Consider the following 14,159-nt stretch of genomic DNA (forward strand, 5'->3'; position numbering starts at 1 on the left):
TATCATCAATTAATTAAGGTTAAGCAAATGCTGTTATGGTCGATATAAATGAGCCCGTTATTTGGATTAAAAACCCAGCAGCTGTCTTCGCACAGAATTGTGAAGGTGGTGTCGTTATTCAGGGCCAAAAAATTATTGAAATTGTTAAGTTAGGGCAGAGCCCTAAAACTCAAATTGATGATACTTACGATGCGTGTGAAAGTGTCTTGCTTCCAGGTTTAATAAATACGCATCACCACTTTTATCAAACACTAACAAGAGCCTATCCAGAAGCTCTAAATAAAGAACTCTTTCCATGGCTTAAGAGCCTATACAAGGTTTGGGCTAATATTCAGCCTGAAATGCTAGCTGTTTCTACAGAGCTTGCGTTGTCTGAACTTCTCCTTTCTGGCTGCACTACTGCGAGTGATCATCACTATTTGTTTCCAAGCCAACTGGAAAATGCTATCGATATACAGGTGGAAGAGTCTCAAAAGCTCGGTATGCGCGTTGTTTTAACGAGAGGCTCGATGAGTCTTGGAGAAAAAGATGGTGGCTTGCCTCCACAATCTGTTGTTCAAACAAAAGAGCAAATACTAGGCGATAGTGAGCGACTCATTAAAACATACCACGACAATCAGGAAGGCGCAATGATTCAAATAGCTTTAGCTCCTTGCTCTCCTTTTTCAGTGACCACTGATTTAATGATAGAGACTGCAGCGCTTGCTGAGCAGTATGATGTTAGATTGCATACGCACTTGGCGGAGACGATAGATGAGGAAAAATTTTGTTTAGAGAAATTTGGCTTAAGGACGGTAGATTACCTTGAAAGTGTAGGGTGGTTGTCAGATCGTACCTGGCTAGCTCATGGCATACACTTTAATAAGCAAGAGATAGAAAAACTAGGCCAGAACGGCGTTGGTATTTGTCACTGTCCAACTTCAAATATGATGTTGGCGTCTGGCATTTGTCACAGTCTTGAACTTGAAGAAGCTGGGTCCATTATCGGTCTTGGCGTTGACGGCTCTGCCTCTAATGATGGCTCTAATATGATTGCTGAACTTAGACAAGCAATGTACTTGCAGCGCTTACGATATGGAGCTTCCAAGATTACCCATCAAAAGGCATATGATTGGGCAACTAAAGGCTCAGCTGCGCTTTTAGGTAGGTCTGATATTGGTGAAATTGCAGTCGGAAAACAGGCAGACTTAGCTTTGTTTAAATTAGATGAACTTAGATTTTCAGGTAGTCATGACGCTTTAGCAGCGCTACTTCTGTGCGGCGCTCAAAAAGCAGATAGAGTTATGATTGCTGGTCAGTGGAAAGTTATGGATGGAAAAATTATTGGGCAAGATGAGTCTGAATTAATCAGTCGCCATAGCAATGCAGCAAAAAAATTACGCCAATTAGCTAACGCATAATTTTTTCTTAATACTATCATTGACTTGCTATATTAGTTAATTTATAATTCCAACTTGAATATTGTTACATAAATCAAGTTAGTTATGAATACACCTAGTCATGGAGGCGCCCGAAAGGGTGCTGGCCGTAAAAAAAACTCAGGCAGCTTTAAACAGGAAACCAAAGTAATTAGGGTGCCTATTAGTCTTGTAGATTCGCTTATTCCTACGATTGAAGTTTACAAGTCTCAAGTTAAATCTAAAGTAGAAGTCTTTTTAACTAAAGAAAATCCAACAGAGCTTTCAATTCCAATTTTTACCTCTCGTGTGCAGGCAGGATTTCCATCTCCAGCAGATGATCATTTGGAGGATGCACTTGATTTAAATACACATCTTATCCATCATAAAGAGGCCACTTTCTTTGTTAAAGCGCAAGGAGATTCAATGCTAGGTGCTGGTATCCAGCAGGGCGATATACTAATCGTTGATAAGTCTTTAAGCGCTAAAAGTGGCAAGATAGTTATTGCAGTTGTTGATGGTGAGTTCACTGTTAAGCGTCTACATAAATACAAAGGAAATATAACTCTTAAAGCTGAAAACCCTGATTTTGAAGACATCAAAATTGGAGGTACTGACGAACTTATTATATGGGGAGTTGTGACATCGGTTATACATCAGTATGAATAACCGAGCTAAGTTCGCACTAGTCGACTGTAATAACTTCTATGCCTCCTGTGAAAGAGTTTTTGAACCAAAACTAGAAGGCAAACCAATCGTTGTTCTTTCTAATAATGATGGCTGCATTATTGCTCGTTCTAATGAGGCTAAAGCACTAGGCATTAAAATGGGAGCTCCTTACTTTAAAGTAAGGAATTTGATTGCTAATAGGGGCGTTGTAGTCAAGTCTTCAAACTATCCTTTGTATGGAGATATGTCGTCTAGAGTAATGAAGGTTATTGGTCAATTTTCTCCTATCCAAGAGGTGTACTCTATTGACGAGAGTTTTATAGATTTAGCAGGACTTCCTTTTAATTTAATAGATCACATGCAGTCTCTAAGAGTTCAAGTTAAAAACTGGACGGGAGTTCCAGTGTGTATTGGCATAGGCAGTACTAAACTTCTAGCAAAACTTGCTAATCGTATTGCTAAAAAGTATTCAAAATTTAATGGCGTTTTTGATATAGATGACCTTCCCCATGAAAGATATTGCAAATTACTGCAATCGGTCGAAGTAGGTGATTTATGGGGAATAGGCAGACAAAGCGCTAAAAAGCTTAACCATATTGGAATTAATACAAGTTATGACTTTTATCAGGCAGATATTGGCGTTATTGAAACTCTTTTAGGCGTTAATGGAAAAAAGATTTATCAAGAGCTTCGTGGTAAATCGTGTATTCCTATCGAGTTGATTCCTCCAACACGGCAGCAGATTGTCTCCTCTCGCTCTTTTGGCGTTGATTTAAGCGACTTTGATGAATTAAATCAAGCTTTAACTGCTCTTACTAGAAAGGCTGTCAATAAGCTTAATAACCATAAACTTGCAATGACAACTATGACTGTCTTTATTTATACCAATCCTCATAAAAAAGATAAGCCCCGTGCATACCTATCAAAAACTGTAGGAATGCCAATTGCTATTGAGGATGAATCTCAAATTATTCCATTGGCATCTCAAATATTAAGACTTATCTATAAACCTGGTTATTCCTTTAATAAAGGAGGGGTAGTATTGAGTAACTTAACCAAAAACTATCGACAGCAAGATCTTTTTTCAATAACTCAAGATAGTCAGCCACAGGTATTAGCTCGTCAAAAATCTAATGCTATAAAGGGTGCTAATAAAAGATTTAATGAGTCAGTTAAGTATGCCAGTGAAGTGGGCAATGATAGGTGGCTCCCAAGAGCTAATTTTCGATCAAATAGGTACACAACAAGCTGGAGTGAATTATTAATAATTTAAGGCTCAGAGGTCATTTTTTTTTTACTAAAATTGCATAAATATGCTCATTGTCTATAATGAATCCTTTTTTTGCTGAATAATGTTAAGGAATGAAACAACTTGCAATTATTGATGATGACCCAGAAATTCTTAAATTATTAGATCAATATTTAATAAAAAATGGATTTAAAGTTGAAGCTTTTTCTAATGGAGAATCTTTCTTAGCAAGTGACGAATCAAAATTTAGTTTAGTAGTTTTAGATCTTGGTCTGCCAGGGATAGATGGCCTTGAAGTTTGCAGAAGATTGAGGCAAAAGTCTAACGTTCCAATTATTATGCTTACTGCCGCCAGTGATGATTTAGATCGCATATTAGGTTTAGAGTTAGGCTCTGATGACTACATGGGTAAACCCTTTAATCCAAGAGAACTTTTAGCAAGAATTAAAGCCCTCTTGAGGCGCTCAGAAGTAAAAGATGAGGATGTCGATAATCATATAGTAATGAATTTTGCTGCAAGAAGCGCATTCGTTGATGGTAAGCAACTTGAATTAACTGGAACAGAATTTGACTTATTGTGCGTTTTTCATAAACAGATCGGTAAAGTCTTAAGTAGAGATGAAATTGGTGAGCTACTTCATGGCAGAAAAGTGGACCCATTAGACCGATCAATTGACACAATTGTGAGTAGACTAAGGCATAAATTGAGTAGCCATTTCGATGGTGAAATTATTCAAAGCGTTAGAGGAAAAGGGTACGTTCTCCTTTTGAAAGCTTGACAAAAGTAAACTTGATTCTTAATTGGATCACCCCAAAAACTGTTGTTGCAAGAATGACTTCAGTGCTCTTTATTGGAATTCTTATAGCTCAGCTGCTAGGAACTTGGTTATGGGTGGAGCAACTGCAATCATCTGAGAGAGACAGAATGGTAGAGGTTTCAGAAGCTATGGGTTCTCGTATAGCTCAAACTATTGCTTTTTTTGAAAAATTACCAAAACAGTATCGGCATATTGTTCTGGATCAATTAAGAGATATGGGTGGAACTCGCTTCTTTGTCTCAGTAAATAAGCAATATATTAATCTAGTGCAAATTGAAGAGTCAGGATTTTCATCACTCGTGCGGGATAACCTACATAAAAGTATGACAGCCCAGTTAGGACAGGTTGATGATATGGAGATTACATTTGTTGATTTTGATAATTTAAAAATATTAACAGGTAACAACTTGATGGTGTCTTTATCGCCAACTTGGAAAAGGTTTGCACTCCTAGAGCCTGGGGATGGAAGTCCGTTTGTCGTAATTCAATTTCCAATTGATGCAGATGAATGGATGTATCTAGCTGCGGTAGTTCCTAAAGGAGAATTATTATTAGGCGTTGACTGGATTAATGGCGAGAGAATTTTTAGTCTTTCAGCAGTATCACTCACAGTACTCTTGCTAACTTTTTTGTTTGTTCGTTGGCTCGTTCATCCACTAAAAATATTAGCGCATCAGGCAAATCTTCTAGGGAAAGGACGTAACCCTCGTCAGCTCGAAGAAAAAGGCTCTAAAGAAATGGTAGCAACGATAGGAGCATTTAATTCTATGGCAAAACGTATTCAAAAATTTATTGCCGATAGGGAGCGCTCTTTTGCAGCAATTTCTCATGACCTTAAGACACCATTGACTAGAGCTCGGTTAAGAGTTGAAGAAATTAATGATGGACCTGTTAAAGAAAATCTAATTGGTGATTTAGACTACCTTGAAACGATGGTTAAAGGAAGTCTTCAGATTATGACAGATGGTGTTGAACATGAAAATACTAGCGAGATTGAGCTGTCATCATTGTTAGTTTCAATCCTCAAAAAAGAAGAGATTCATGATCTTCCTATTAAGATAAATATAAAAGGTAATATCTCAATGAAAGGTCGAGCTCTTGCAATTGAGCGCTTGTTTTCAAACTTGATTAATAATGCGATTACATATGGCAAAGGTGTTGAGGTGACTGGAGAGAAAAAAGAGACTGGAATATTTATCCAGATAAAAGATAAAGGGCCAGGTTTGAGCGATGCTGATAAGGAAAATGTATTTAAACCTTATTACCGCTTAGAGCATAAGTTAAGTGATGCTCATTCTGGTCTTGGAATGGGAATAGCACGTAATATTGCAAATATTCATGGCGGTGAGCTTGAGCTTAAAGACCGAAGAGGTGGCGGCCTAATTGTTGAAGTCTATTTTCCTGTTTAATGAGTAACCCAATATTTAATGATAAAAGGTTTTTAATTGACCACATTGAGGCGATTATGAAGTTTTACCACCCTCATTGTATTAATAATAATACTGGCGGTTTTTTCCAGTACTTTCGAGACGATGGCAGTATTTATGATTTTGATTCCAAGCATTTGGTAAGTAGTACTCGCTTTATATTTAATTACTCAATGGCTGCTATTCAGTTCGATAATAAAGATTATCTTGATGCCGCTCTTCATGGCATAGATTATTTAAGAGATTCACATCTTAATAAAAATACTGGTGGCTATGCATGGACTATGAAAGGCGCAGAGGTAAATGATTCAACTAATTACTGTTATGGTTTAGCTTTTGTTCTGCTGGCTTACTCGAGTGCTTATAAGGCTGGCATTTTAAAAGCAAAAGATTATATTGAAGAAACCTATCAATTAATGGAAAAGCATTTTTGGTCAAAAGAGTACGAACTCTATTCTGATGAAATTTCTACTGATTGGAAAGTAGTTTCTAGTTATCGTGGGCAAAATGCGAATATGCATTCTTGTGAAGCCCTTATTATGGCTTTTGAAGCCACAGGTAGTCAAAAATATTTAGATCGAGCACTTCTCATTGGGAAAAACATATGTATTAGGCAGGCTGGTCTTGCAGAAGGCCTAATTTGGGAGCATTACGATAGTAACTGGGAAATTAACTGGGTTTATAATAAAAATCGTCCTGATGATCTATTTCGCCCTTGGGGCTTTCAAGTTGGGCATCTTACCGAGTGGGCAAAATTATTATTAATCCTTGAGAGGCATGTTAAAGAAGATTGGTTGCTTCCTAGGGCGCAAGAATTGTTTGATGATGCAGTTGAGATGGGTTGGGATGAAAAATCAGAAGGACTATTTTATGGTTTTGCACCAAATGGAGATATCAGTGATAAAGATAAATATTTTTGGGTCCAGGCAGAATCATTAGCTGCTGCTGCAGTATTAGCTAATCGAACAGGCGATGATTATTATTGGGAATGGTATGATCGAATCTGGAGTTATAGCTGGAAGCACATGATTGATCATAAGTATGGTGCGTGGTTTCGTATTTTAGATTCAAATAATAATAAATATGATGACCTTAAAAGCCCAGCTGGAAAAACGGATTATCACACAATGGGCGCTTGCTACGAAATTTTAAAAATAATCTAAGAAACCTTGTTTAAAATACTTAATTAATTTATTAAGATTTATATATTTATGACACCTGAAAATATAATTGAGCAATGGGCAGAGTGTTTTAATAATGCTGATATGAAAGCTATTCTGAGCTTGTATCATGATAATGCAACTCTTTTACCGACCTTTCTACCAAAACTTTTAGAAAGTAATAATGAGATTAAAGGTTATTTTGAAGTTGCTTTTAATGGGGGTGCTTCTGTTGAGGTTAACGTAAAAGATGCTATAAAAAAGAAACTATCTGGAAATATTTTTTTAATGACGGGTAGTTATGTTTTTTGTTTAGGCAGTAAGGGGGGTAAAAAATATTTATCTTGGTATAGCTTTTTAATAGACCTGTCTGATGATGCGCCAATTAAACATCACCACTCCTCTAGGGTTCCATTTGAGTTCGATCTAAGTCTGAACTGATCAATAAAAAATTTTCCATTAAATTCAAATACATATTGATCATTATTCGATTCAATTTGTCATTCTTTGACACAAAACTCCACAATCCGACATGTTGCCAGTAATAAACTGGATGCCAATTCTGATCAATGATGTTTAGAATTAATATTATATAAATGGAGAAAAAAATGAAGAATACATTATCTACGCTAGCAGCTACAGCGCTTCTAGCAAGTACGACTTCAGTAAGTGCTGCAGATGTAGAAGTTTTGCATTGGTGGACTAGTGGAGGTGAGGCTGCGAGTGTGAACTATTTAAAAGAAAAGCTAAGTGGAGCTGGAGTTGGTTGGACTGACTTCGCTGTTGCTGGTGGTGGTGGTGAAAATGCGATGACTGTTTTAAAGTCAAGAGCTATTTCAGGAAACCCTCCTACAGCTGCTCAAATAAAAGGCCCATCAATCCAGGAATGGGGTGAGTTAGGATTTTTAGCTGACATTGATGGTGTTGCACAAGCTAATGACTGGGACAATTTATTGCCAGCAGTTGTTTCTGATGTAATGAAGCACAATGGTAAATATGTTGCTGCTCCAGTAAACGTTCACCGTGTAAATTGGATGTGGTCTAATCCTGAAGTATATGCATATGCAGGCGCTACTATTCCAACAACTTGGGATGACTTCATGGTTCAAGCGAAAAAACTACAAGCAGCTGGTTTTGTTGCTTTAGCACATGGTGGCCAGCCATGGCAGGATGCAACTGTATTTGAAGCAGTTGTTCTTGGTGTTGGTGGTGCTGATTACTACAACAAGGCTTTTGTTGAGTTAGATATGAATGCTTTGAACAGTGATACAACTGTAAAAGTTTTTGAAACATTTGGAAACTTACGTCAGTTTGTTGATGCAAACTCACCAGGACGTGACTGGAACGTTGCTACTTCAATGGTAATTGAAGGTAAAGCGGGTAGTCAAATTATGGGTGACTGGGCTAAAGGTGAATTCAAAGTAGCTGGTAAGAGCGTTGGAACTGACTATGTATGTACTGCAGCTCCAGGAACTTCAGGTGCTCATACATTTAACATAGACTCGTTTGCATTTTTTGCGCAATCAGATTCTGCAAGCACTGAAGCTCAAAACATAATGGCTGCTGAAATTTTAGGTACTGATTTTCAAACAGTGTTCAATCTAAACAAAGGATCTATTCCTGCGCGTTTAGGCGTTTCAAGAGCTGAGTTTGACACGTGTGCCCATGATTCAATGGACGCATTTGTTTCAGCTTCTGCTAGTGGATCTTTAGTACCTAGTTTTGCACATGGTATGGCGATGTCTTCTGCAGTAGGTGGAGCGGTAACAGACACTGCAACAAACTTCTTCAACTCTGATCAGAGTGCAAAAGAAGGTGTTGCTCAGTTAGTTGCTTCAATCAAGGCTGCAATGTAATAGTTGTTAGTTTTCTAAGCACATACCACTAAGATCTCCTTTTTTTTGGTTAATGTTTAGATTAGGGGTGCCTAATTTAGGTACCCCATTTTTTTAATTAAACAATATAATAAATCACTGTGCTAAATTTTCTAGAAAAAAATCTACCAAAAATTGTATTAGCACCAACTACGATTGTGATGGTTATTTGTATGTATGGCTTCATTGTCTGGACTGGTTTACTATCGCTAACCAAAAGCAGAATGATGCCTCAATGGGACTTTGTGGGTCTCGATCAATATCGACGTTTGTTTGCTAACCCTCGATGGGACGTAGCAGTCGACAATCTTTTTATCTTTCTAATTTTATTTATTGTTATTGCACTAGTTTTAGGACTACTCTTAGCAATTTTTCTTGATCAAAAAATACGCGCTGAAGGCGCTATAAGAACTATTTATTTATACCCAATGGCGATCTCTTTTATAGTTACAGGAACTGCATGGAAGTGGATTCTCAACCCTGGCTTAGGTATTGAAAAGTTAATGAATGACTGGGGGTTTGTTGGTTTTGAATTTCGCTGGCTTGTTGAACAAGATATGGCAATTTATACGATTGTTATTGCAGCTGTATGGCAGTCTAGTGGCTTTGTAATGGCCTTATTTTTAGCAGGATTACGAGGCGTAGATGAAAACCTTACTAAGGCGGCTAAAATTGACGGTGCATCAACGTTTAGACTTTATTGGCATATCGTATTGCCATTAATGAGACCTGTTTTTTTTAGTGCAATTGTTATTCTGACCCATATAGCAATTAAGAGCTTTGACTTGGTTCAGGCGCTTACTGGAGGTGGTCCAGGATATGCATCTGACCTTCCAGCAAACTTCATGTACACATTTACCTTTAATAGAGCGCAAATTGGTCTTGGCGCCTCAAGTGCGATGATTATGCTTTTTGGAGTTCTGGCTATATTAATTCCTTATTTGTACTCTGAATTACGTGAGAAAAATCATGACTAGTTTTAAATTAACAAAATATAATATTGGGCGTGCATTTATATATCTTATATTGCTTTTTTTTGCGTTTATATATTTAGCCCCTCTTTATGTAATGTTTACAACATCTCTTAAGGATATTGAAGAAATTAGAAGTGGCAATCTGATGGCGATTCCTATTGATCCAACTTTTTATGCTTGGAAAAAAGCTTGGTCTTCTGCATGTACTGGTAGTGATTGTAATGGCTTAGCGCCATATTTCTGGAATAGTGTTCGTATTGTCTTTCCAGCAGTCATAATATCAACAATTGTTGGGGCATTTAATGGTTATGTTTTAGCTAAATGGAAATTTAAAGGTAGCGAGTTTTTATTTGGTGCCCTGTTATTTGGCTGCTTTATACCATTTCAGGTAATCCTTTTGCCAATGGCAAAATTACTTGGCATGTTGGGCCTGGCAAATACAGTCACAGGGTTAGTATTGGTTCATGTTATTTATGGCGTCGCCTTTACAACACTTTTCTTTCGTAATTATTATGTAGGAATTCCAACAGAGCTTGTCAGAGCTGCAAAACTTGATGGCGCTGGATTTTTTGCAATCTTTAGGCATGTTTTTATTCCATTGTCTGCTCCAATTTTTGTTGTAACAATAATATGGCAATTTACTCAGATTTGGAATGACTTTTTATTTGGAGTTGTTTATTCAGGCTCTGGAACCCAGCCAATCACTGTAGCGCTTAATAATCTAGTTAATACCTCAGTTGGTGGCAAAGAGTATAACGTTGATATGGCTGCCGCAATTATTGCAGCACTTCCTACTTTAGCTGTATATGTAATCGCAGGTAAATATTTTGTTCGGGGGCTTACCGCTGGAGCAGTTAAAGGCTAACAGTAGCTTTATGTATTGAATGTGCCAAAAAATCTATGATGATATTTAATAAATTTTAAGAAATAATTAAAACAGGATAATAAAAATGGGAAGTATAAGCCTAAACGGTATTAATAAGTCATTCGGCTCAACCGAAGTATTAAAAAACATAAATCTTGATATTAAAGATGGAGAATTTTTAATTTTAATTGGTCCTTCAGGGTGTGGAAAGTCAACATTAATGAACTTAATTGCTGGGCTTGAAGAGCTAAATGCTGGTGAAATTGTTATTGACGGAAAAGATGTCTCTGGAGAGTCTCCAAAAGATAGAGACATTGCCATGGTTTTTCAATCCTATGCCTTGTATCCAACAATGAATGTAGCAAGGAATATTTGTTTTGGATTGGAAATGAATAAAGTTCCAAAAAATGAGCAAGAATCTATACTTAAAAGAGTTTCGGAACTTTTACAAATTGATCATTTGCTGGACAGAAAGCCAGGGCAACTTTCAGGTGGACAGCGCCAAAGAGTAGCTATGGGAAGGGCATTAGCGCGATCTCCAAAAGTTTTTCTTTTTGATGAGCCATTATCAAATTTAGATGCAAAGCTTCGAGTTGAGATGCGCACAGAAATAAAAAAATTACATAAGCGTATTGGAACAACTATGGTCTATGTAACCCATGACCAAATTGAAGCAATGACTTTAGCAGATCGTATAGCAGTCCTTAAAGACGGAGAGTTACAACAGATAGGCACACCCTATGAAATATATAATGATCCAGTAAGTCATTTTGTTGCTGATTTTATGGGCTCGCCTGGGATGAATTTCATCGAATGTATTGTTAAAGACCAAAACTTGATAATTGAGAGTGGAGGACAAAAATATGAATTAATAATCCCATGTACTGAGGCTCTAATTAAATCAAATTTAGATGTTGTTTTGTTAGGTATAAGGCCAGAGATGCTCACTGAAATCCAACCTTCAGTTTCTGATAATTCATTTGTTCAAAAAATTAAATTTGATGTTGAAGTTATAGAGCCTATGGGCGCAGATACTGTAGCGATAGGTCAATGGAATGAAAATGAGGTTATGGCAAGATTAAGTCCGGAATCTGGAAATTCTGCGGGCAAGGGATTTGAACTTCAAGTAGATACCAGTAAGGCTATATTATTTGACCCTAACTCAGGTTTAAGAATACGATAAAGTCGATTATAATTCCATTATGACTAAAGCCCTTTCAAGGGCTGGATTAAACTTAATCTTTTAAATTTCTGACACTCTCTCTGTTAATTAGTTTAATTGGAAAATCATAATTAACTTCTAGATCTAAGTTATAGCATAGATTTAATAGACGTCTAGTTGCAGAGATAGCCATTTTCTGAAAAGGCATATGAATAGTACTTAATGGAGGCAAGGTGTAGGATGCGATATTCATATCATCGTAACCCATAATTGAAATATCATTAGGCACATTAAAACCTTTCTTTGTAAGAGCTGAAATTGCTGCCATAGCAGATTGATCGTTTCCACAAAAAATAGCGGTAAAGGGAGTTTTTTGATTTAATAAATGTAACGCGCCTTCATAACCCTTGCGGAAAGTGTAATTTCCTTCAAAAATTAGAGTGTTTGGGATGTCAATATTATTTTCATTAAGGGCGTCTAAAAATCCTTGTTGCCTCAGATTTCCATCATCAGTATCAAGCCAACCAGTAATGCATGCAATTTTTGTATGACCATTATCAATTAAATTTTTAGCTGCAAGATAACCTGCCTGATAGTGGTCAAAAGTAAAGCATTTATTTGGCAAAAGGTCAATTTTATTATTTAGTAGGACGATGTTAGGGTATTCATTTTCAATTTGAATAATCTCAAGATCTGGAATGTCAGATCCCCATATGATTAAGCCATCACAACCGCTTCTAAAAATATTTTCAATAGATTTTCTGTGTGTTGTTTGAGGACTATTATGAGTATTGTTTTTCGTAGATTTTTTATCACCATCAGTAACAATTATTTTGATATTAAATGGCTCAAGCTCGTGTTCAATTTTTATAAGAGTTTTCCTGTCAAGCTCACCAGAAGTTTCAGTGCCCCAAATACCAATTGTGTTATATTTTTTTGAGGATAATGCGCGCGCCGAGCTGTTGGGTGTGAAATTAAGTACGGCCATGGCATCATTAACTTTTGCGAGGGTTTTTTGAGAAACAGATCCATTTTCAGACAGTACTCTGGAAACAGTTCCAATTCCAACACCGGCTAGCCTTGCTACATCTCTAATTGTTGACATAATAACTCATAGTTTATCGATAAATCCTATTTCATAGTTAATTGTAAGCTATTTTATAAATTAAACTTTGATATTAAACATTACAATTTGACACACTTTGACACATAAGTGATTAATTTATTTATTTATAATTGGAACCGGTTCCATTATTTACTATCTTATGGAATATTTTTTGTATTTTAACTAAAATTAGGAGAGAGACTATGAGAAAAATGATAAAAAGGTCAGCTCTTGTTGCAACTGCACTTATAACAGGTGTGGTCAATGTAGCATCAGCAACTGAACTAGAAGTTACACACTGGTGGACATCAGGTGGAGAGGCGAATGCTGTTGCAGAGCTTGCTAAAGCTTTTGATGCAACTGGTAACAAATGGGTTGATGGGGCGATTGCCGGTTCAGGCGGTGTTGCAAGACCTATTATTATCAGTAGAATCATTGGTGGTGAGCCAATGGGAGCTACTCAACTTAACCATGGACGTCAAGCTGAAGAATTAATTGAAGCTGGACTACTTTTGGATTTAACTGATGTTGCTTCAGAAAATAACTGGAGAAATGTTATCTATCCAAGCAATTTACTAGACGCATGTACTGTTGATGGTCGTGTTTATTGTGCGCCTGTGAACATTCACTCAGCTCAATGGTTGTGGCTAAGTCATGAAGCTTATGAAAGTTCTGGTGTAGCTGTTCCATCAAACTGGGATGAGTTTGTGGCTGCAGGTCCTGCACTTCGTGCTAATGGAATTGTTCCTTTGGCCCAAGGTCAGCAGGGATGGCAAACTGGCCTAACTTTTGGTGTATTAGCTACAGCACTAGTTAGTGAAGATGCTTGGTATGCAGTTAATCGCGATAAAGACGCTATAGTTGCGGGTGGTTCTGAATATGCTCGTGTATGGAAGGCTTTTGATGATGCTCGTAAAATGGCTATTGGATCAAACGTTGGTGACTGGAATATGGCTACTAATCTAGTAATAACTGGTAAAGCAGGTGGTCAAATTCATGGAGACTGGGCGCAAGGTGAGTTTAGTGTAGCTGGTTCAGTTGCTGGAACTGATTATTCATGTCTTCCTGGTTTAGGAAATCGTGAAATACTGGACACTGGAGGAGACGCTTTTTACTTCCCAGTTCAGGATGATGCGGATGTCGAAGCAGCTCAAAAAGAGCTTGCTGCACTTCTTGTATCTCCAGCAGTTCAAGTCGCTTTTAACCTGAAGAAAGGTTCGCTACCAATCCGTGGAGACATTGATATGTCAACTGCGAATGATTGTATGCAGAAAGGTTTGAAGATTCTTGCTGGTGGAAATGTTCTGCCTTCAGGTGATATTCTTCTTTCACCTGATACAAGCAATCAGATTAATGAACTGATGACAACATTTTGGAGTGATTTGTATATGAGTGCTGAGGATGCTCAAGCTAAATATGCTAAGATCATTGCAAGTGCTGACTAGGCATTAAATAAAAA

Annotated in this window: 13 protein-coding genes; 12 read left to right on the forward strand and 1 reads right to left on the reverse strand. The window is 37.2% G+C overall.

The features are described from left to right. The first annotated feature begins 35 nt into the window (after positions 1 to 35). From AC5YGD_RS04370 to AC5YGD_RS04420, 11 genes are all read left to right on the forward strand, one after another. Positions 36 to 1,400 (forward strand): 8-oxoguanine deaminase, encoded by a 1,365-nt coding sequence (locus AC5YGD_RS04370; RefSeq protein WP_496142291.1) that lies wholly within the window; start codon positions 36 to 38, stop codon positions 1,398 to 1,400. A gap of 84 nt (positions 1,401 to 1,484) precedes the next feature. Next, the gene (locus tag AC5YGD_RS04375) at positions 1,485 to 2,066 is read left to right on the forward strand and encodes a translesion error-prone DNA polymerase V autoproteolytic subunit (protein ID WP_496142293.1); all 582 of its coding nucleotides are present in this window, start codon (positions 1,485 to 1,487) and stop codon (positions 2,064 to 2,066) included. Next, positions 2,059 to 3,339: a Y-family DNA polymerase gene (locus AC5YGD_RS04380; protein WP_496142295.1), complete on the forward strand. Its 1,281-nt coding sequence runs from the start codon at positions 2,059 to 2,061 to the stop codon at positions 3,337 to 3,339. Before AC5YGD_RS04375 ends, AC5YGD_RS04380 begins: the two co-directional genes overlap by 8 nt. A gap of 89 nt (positions 3,340 to 3,428) precedes the next feature. After that, on the forward strand, positions 3,429 to 4,094 hold the full coding sequence (locus AC5YGD_RS04385; protein ID WP_496142296.1) for a response regulator: 666 nt from the start codon (positions 3,429 to 3,431) through the stop codon (positions 4,092 to 4,094). Then, on the forward strand, positions 4,091 to 5,542 hold the full coding sequence (locus tag AC5YGD_RS04390; RefSeq protein ID WP_496142298.1) for an ATP-binding protein: 1,452 nt from the start codon (positions 4,091 to 4,093) through the stop codon (positions 5,540 to 5,542). Before AC5YGD_RS04385 ends, AC5YGD_RS04390 begins: the two co-directional genes overlap by 4 nt. After that, entirely contained in the window at positions 5,542 to 6,723 is a 1,182-nt protein-coding gene (locus AC5YGD_RS04395; protein ID WP_496142299.1) for an AGE family epimerase/isomerase, read from the forward strand. The genes AC5YGD_RS04390 and AC5YGD_RS04395 overlap by 1 nt, the downstream gene beginning before the upstream one ends. Before the next feature lie 48 nt (positions 6,724 to 6,771). Further along, positions 6,772 to 7,161, forward strand: coding sequence for a nuclear transport factor 2 family protein (locus AC5YGD_RS04400; protein WP_496142300.1), 390 nt, complete (start codon positions 6,772 to 6,774; stop codon positions 7,159 to 7,161). A gap of 167 nt (positions 7,162 to 7,328) precedes the next feature. Next, on the forward strand, positions 7,329 to 8,576 hold the full coding sequence (locus tag AC5YGD_RS04405) for an ABC transporter substrate-binding protein (RefSeq protein WP_496142301.1): 1,248 nt from the start codon (positions 7,329 to 7,331) through the stop codon (positions 8,574 to 8,576). 179 nt (positions 8,577 to 8,755) lie between these two features. Then, a complete protein-coding gene (locus AC5YGD_RS04410) occupies positions 8,756 to 9,571 on the forward strand; it encodes a carbohydrate ABC transporter permease (protein WP_271541864.1) in 816 nt (271 codons plus the stop codon). After that, on the forward strand, positions 9,564 to 10,433 hold the full coding sequence (locus AC5YGD_RS04415) for an ABC transporter permease subunit (protein ID WP_496142303.1): 870 nt from the start codon (positions 9,564 to 9,566) through the stop codon (positions 10,431 to 10,433). Before AC5YGD_RS04410 ends, AC5YGD_RS04415 begins: the two co-directional genes overlap by 8 nt. Before the next feature lie 85 nt (positions 10,434 to 10,518). Beyond that, positions 10,519 to 11,616, forward strand: a complete 1,098-nt coding sequence (locus AC5YGD_RS04420) for a sn-glycerol-3-phosphate ABC transporter ATP-binding protein UgpC (RefSeq protein WP_496142304.1) — start codon at positions 10,519 to 10,521, stop codon at positions 11,614 to 11,616. Positions 11,617 to 11,668: 52 nt separating this feature from the next. On the opposite strand, the gene AC5YGD_RS04425 is transcribed toward AC5YGD_RS04420, so the two are convergent. Continuing rightward, positions 11,669 to 12,700 carry a substrate-binding domain-containing protein gene (locus tag AC5YGD_RS04425; protein ID WP_496142305.1) on the reverse strand — a complete coding sequence of 344 codons (1,032 nt, stop codon included), beginning with the start codon at positions 12,698 to 12,700 and terminating at the stop codon, positions 11,669 to 11,671. A 203-nt stretch (positions 12,701 to 12,903) separates the two neighbouring features. On the opposite strand from AC5YGD_RS04425, the gene AC5YGD_RS04430 reads away from it, so the two are divergent. After that, a complete protein-coding gene (locus AC5YGD_RS04430; protein WP_496142306.1) occupies positions 12,904 to 14,145 on the forward strand; it encodes an extracellular solute-binding protein in 1,242 nt (413 codons plus the stop codon). The last annotated feature ends 14 nt before the right edge of the window (positions 14,146 to 14,159 follow it).

This window comes from Candidatus Pseudothioglobus sp. uisw_070, from assembly GCF_059512545.2.

Excerpts from the sequence above, each read along its gene's own strand:
- AC5YGD_RS04395 (WP_496142299.1), top strand. The coding sequence starts at position 5,542 with ATGAGTAACCCAATATTTAATGATAAAAGGTTTTTAATTGACCACATT.
- AC5YGD_RS04385 (WP_496142296.1), top strand. The coding sequence starts at position 3,429 with ATGAAACAACTTGCAATTATTGATGATGACCCAGAAATTCTTAAATTA.
- AC5YGD_RS04420 (WP_496142304.1), top strand. The coding sequence starts at position 10,519 with ATGGGAAGTATAAGCCTAAACGGTATTAATAAGTCATTCGGCTCAACC.
- AC5YGD_RS04405 (WP_496142301.1), top strand. The coding sequence starts at position 7,329 with ATGAAGAATACATTATCTACGCTAGCAGCTACAGCGCTTCTAGCAAGT.
- AC5YGD_RS04375 (WP_496142293.1), top strand. The coding sequence starts at position 1,485 with ATGAATACACCTAGTCATGGAGGCGCCCGAAAGGGTGCTGGCCGTAAA.
- AC5YGD_RS04380 (WP_496142295.1), top strand. The coding sequence starts at position 2,059 with ATGAATAACCGAGCTAAGTTCGCACTAGTCGACTGTAATAACTTCTAT.
- AC5YGD_RS04430 (WP_496142306.1), top strand. The coding sequence starts at position 12,904 with ATGAGAAAAATGATAAAAAGGTCAGCTCTTGTTGCAACTGCACTTATA.
- AC5YGD_RS04410 (WP_271541864.1), top strand. The coding sequence starts at position 8,756 with ATGGTTATTTGTATGTATGGCTTCATTGTCTGGACTGGTTTACTATCG.
- AC5YGD_RS04370 (WP_496142291.1), top strand. The coding sequence starts at position 36 with ATGGTCGATATAAATGAGCCCGTTATTTGGATTAAAAACCCAGCAGCT.
- AC5YGD_RS04400 (WP_496142300.1), top strand. The coding sequence starts at position 6,772 with ATGACACCTGAAAATATAATTGAGCAATGGGCAGAGTGTTTTAATAAT.
- AC5YGD_RS04415 (WP_496142303.1), top strand. The coding sequence starts at position 9,564 with ATGACTAGTTTTAAATTAACAAAATATAATATTGGGCGTGCATTTATA.
- AC5YGD_RS04425 (WP_496142305.1), bottom strand. The coding sequence starts at position 12,700 with ATGTCAACAATTAGAGATGTAGCAAGGCTAGCCGGTGTTGGAATTGGA.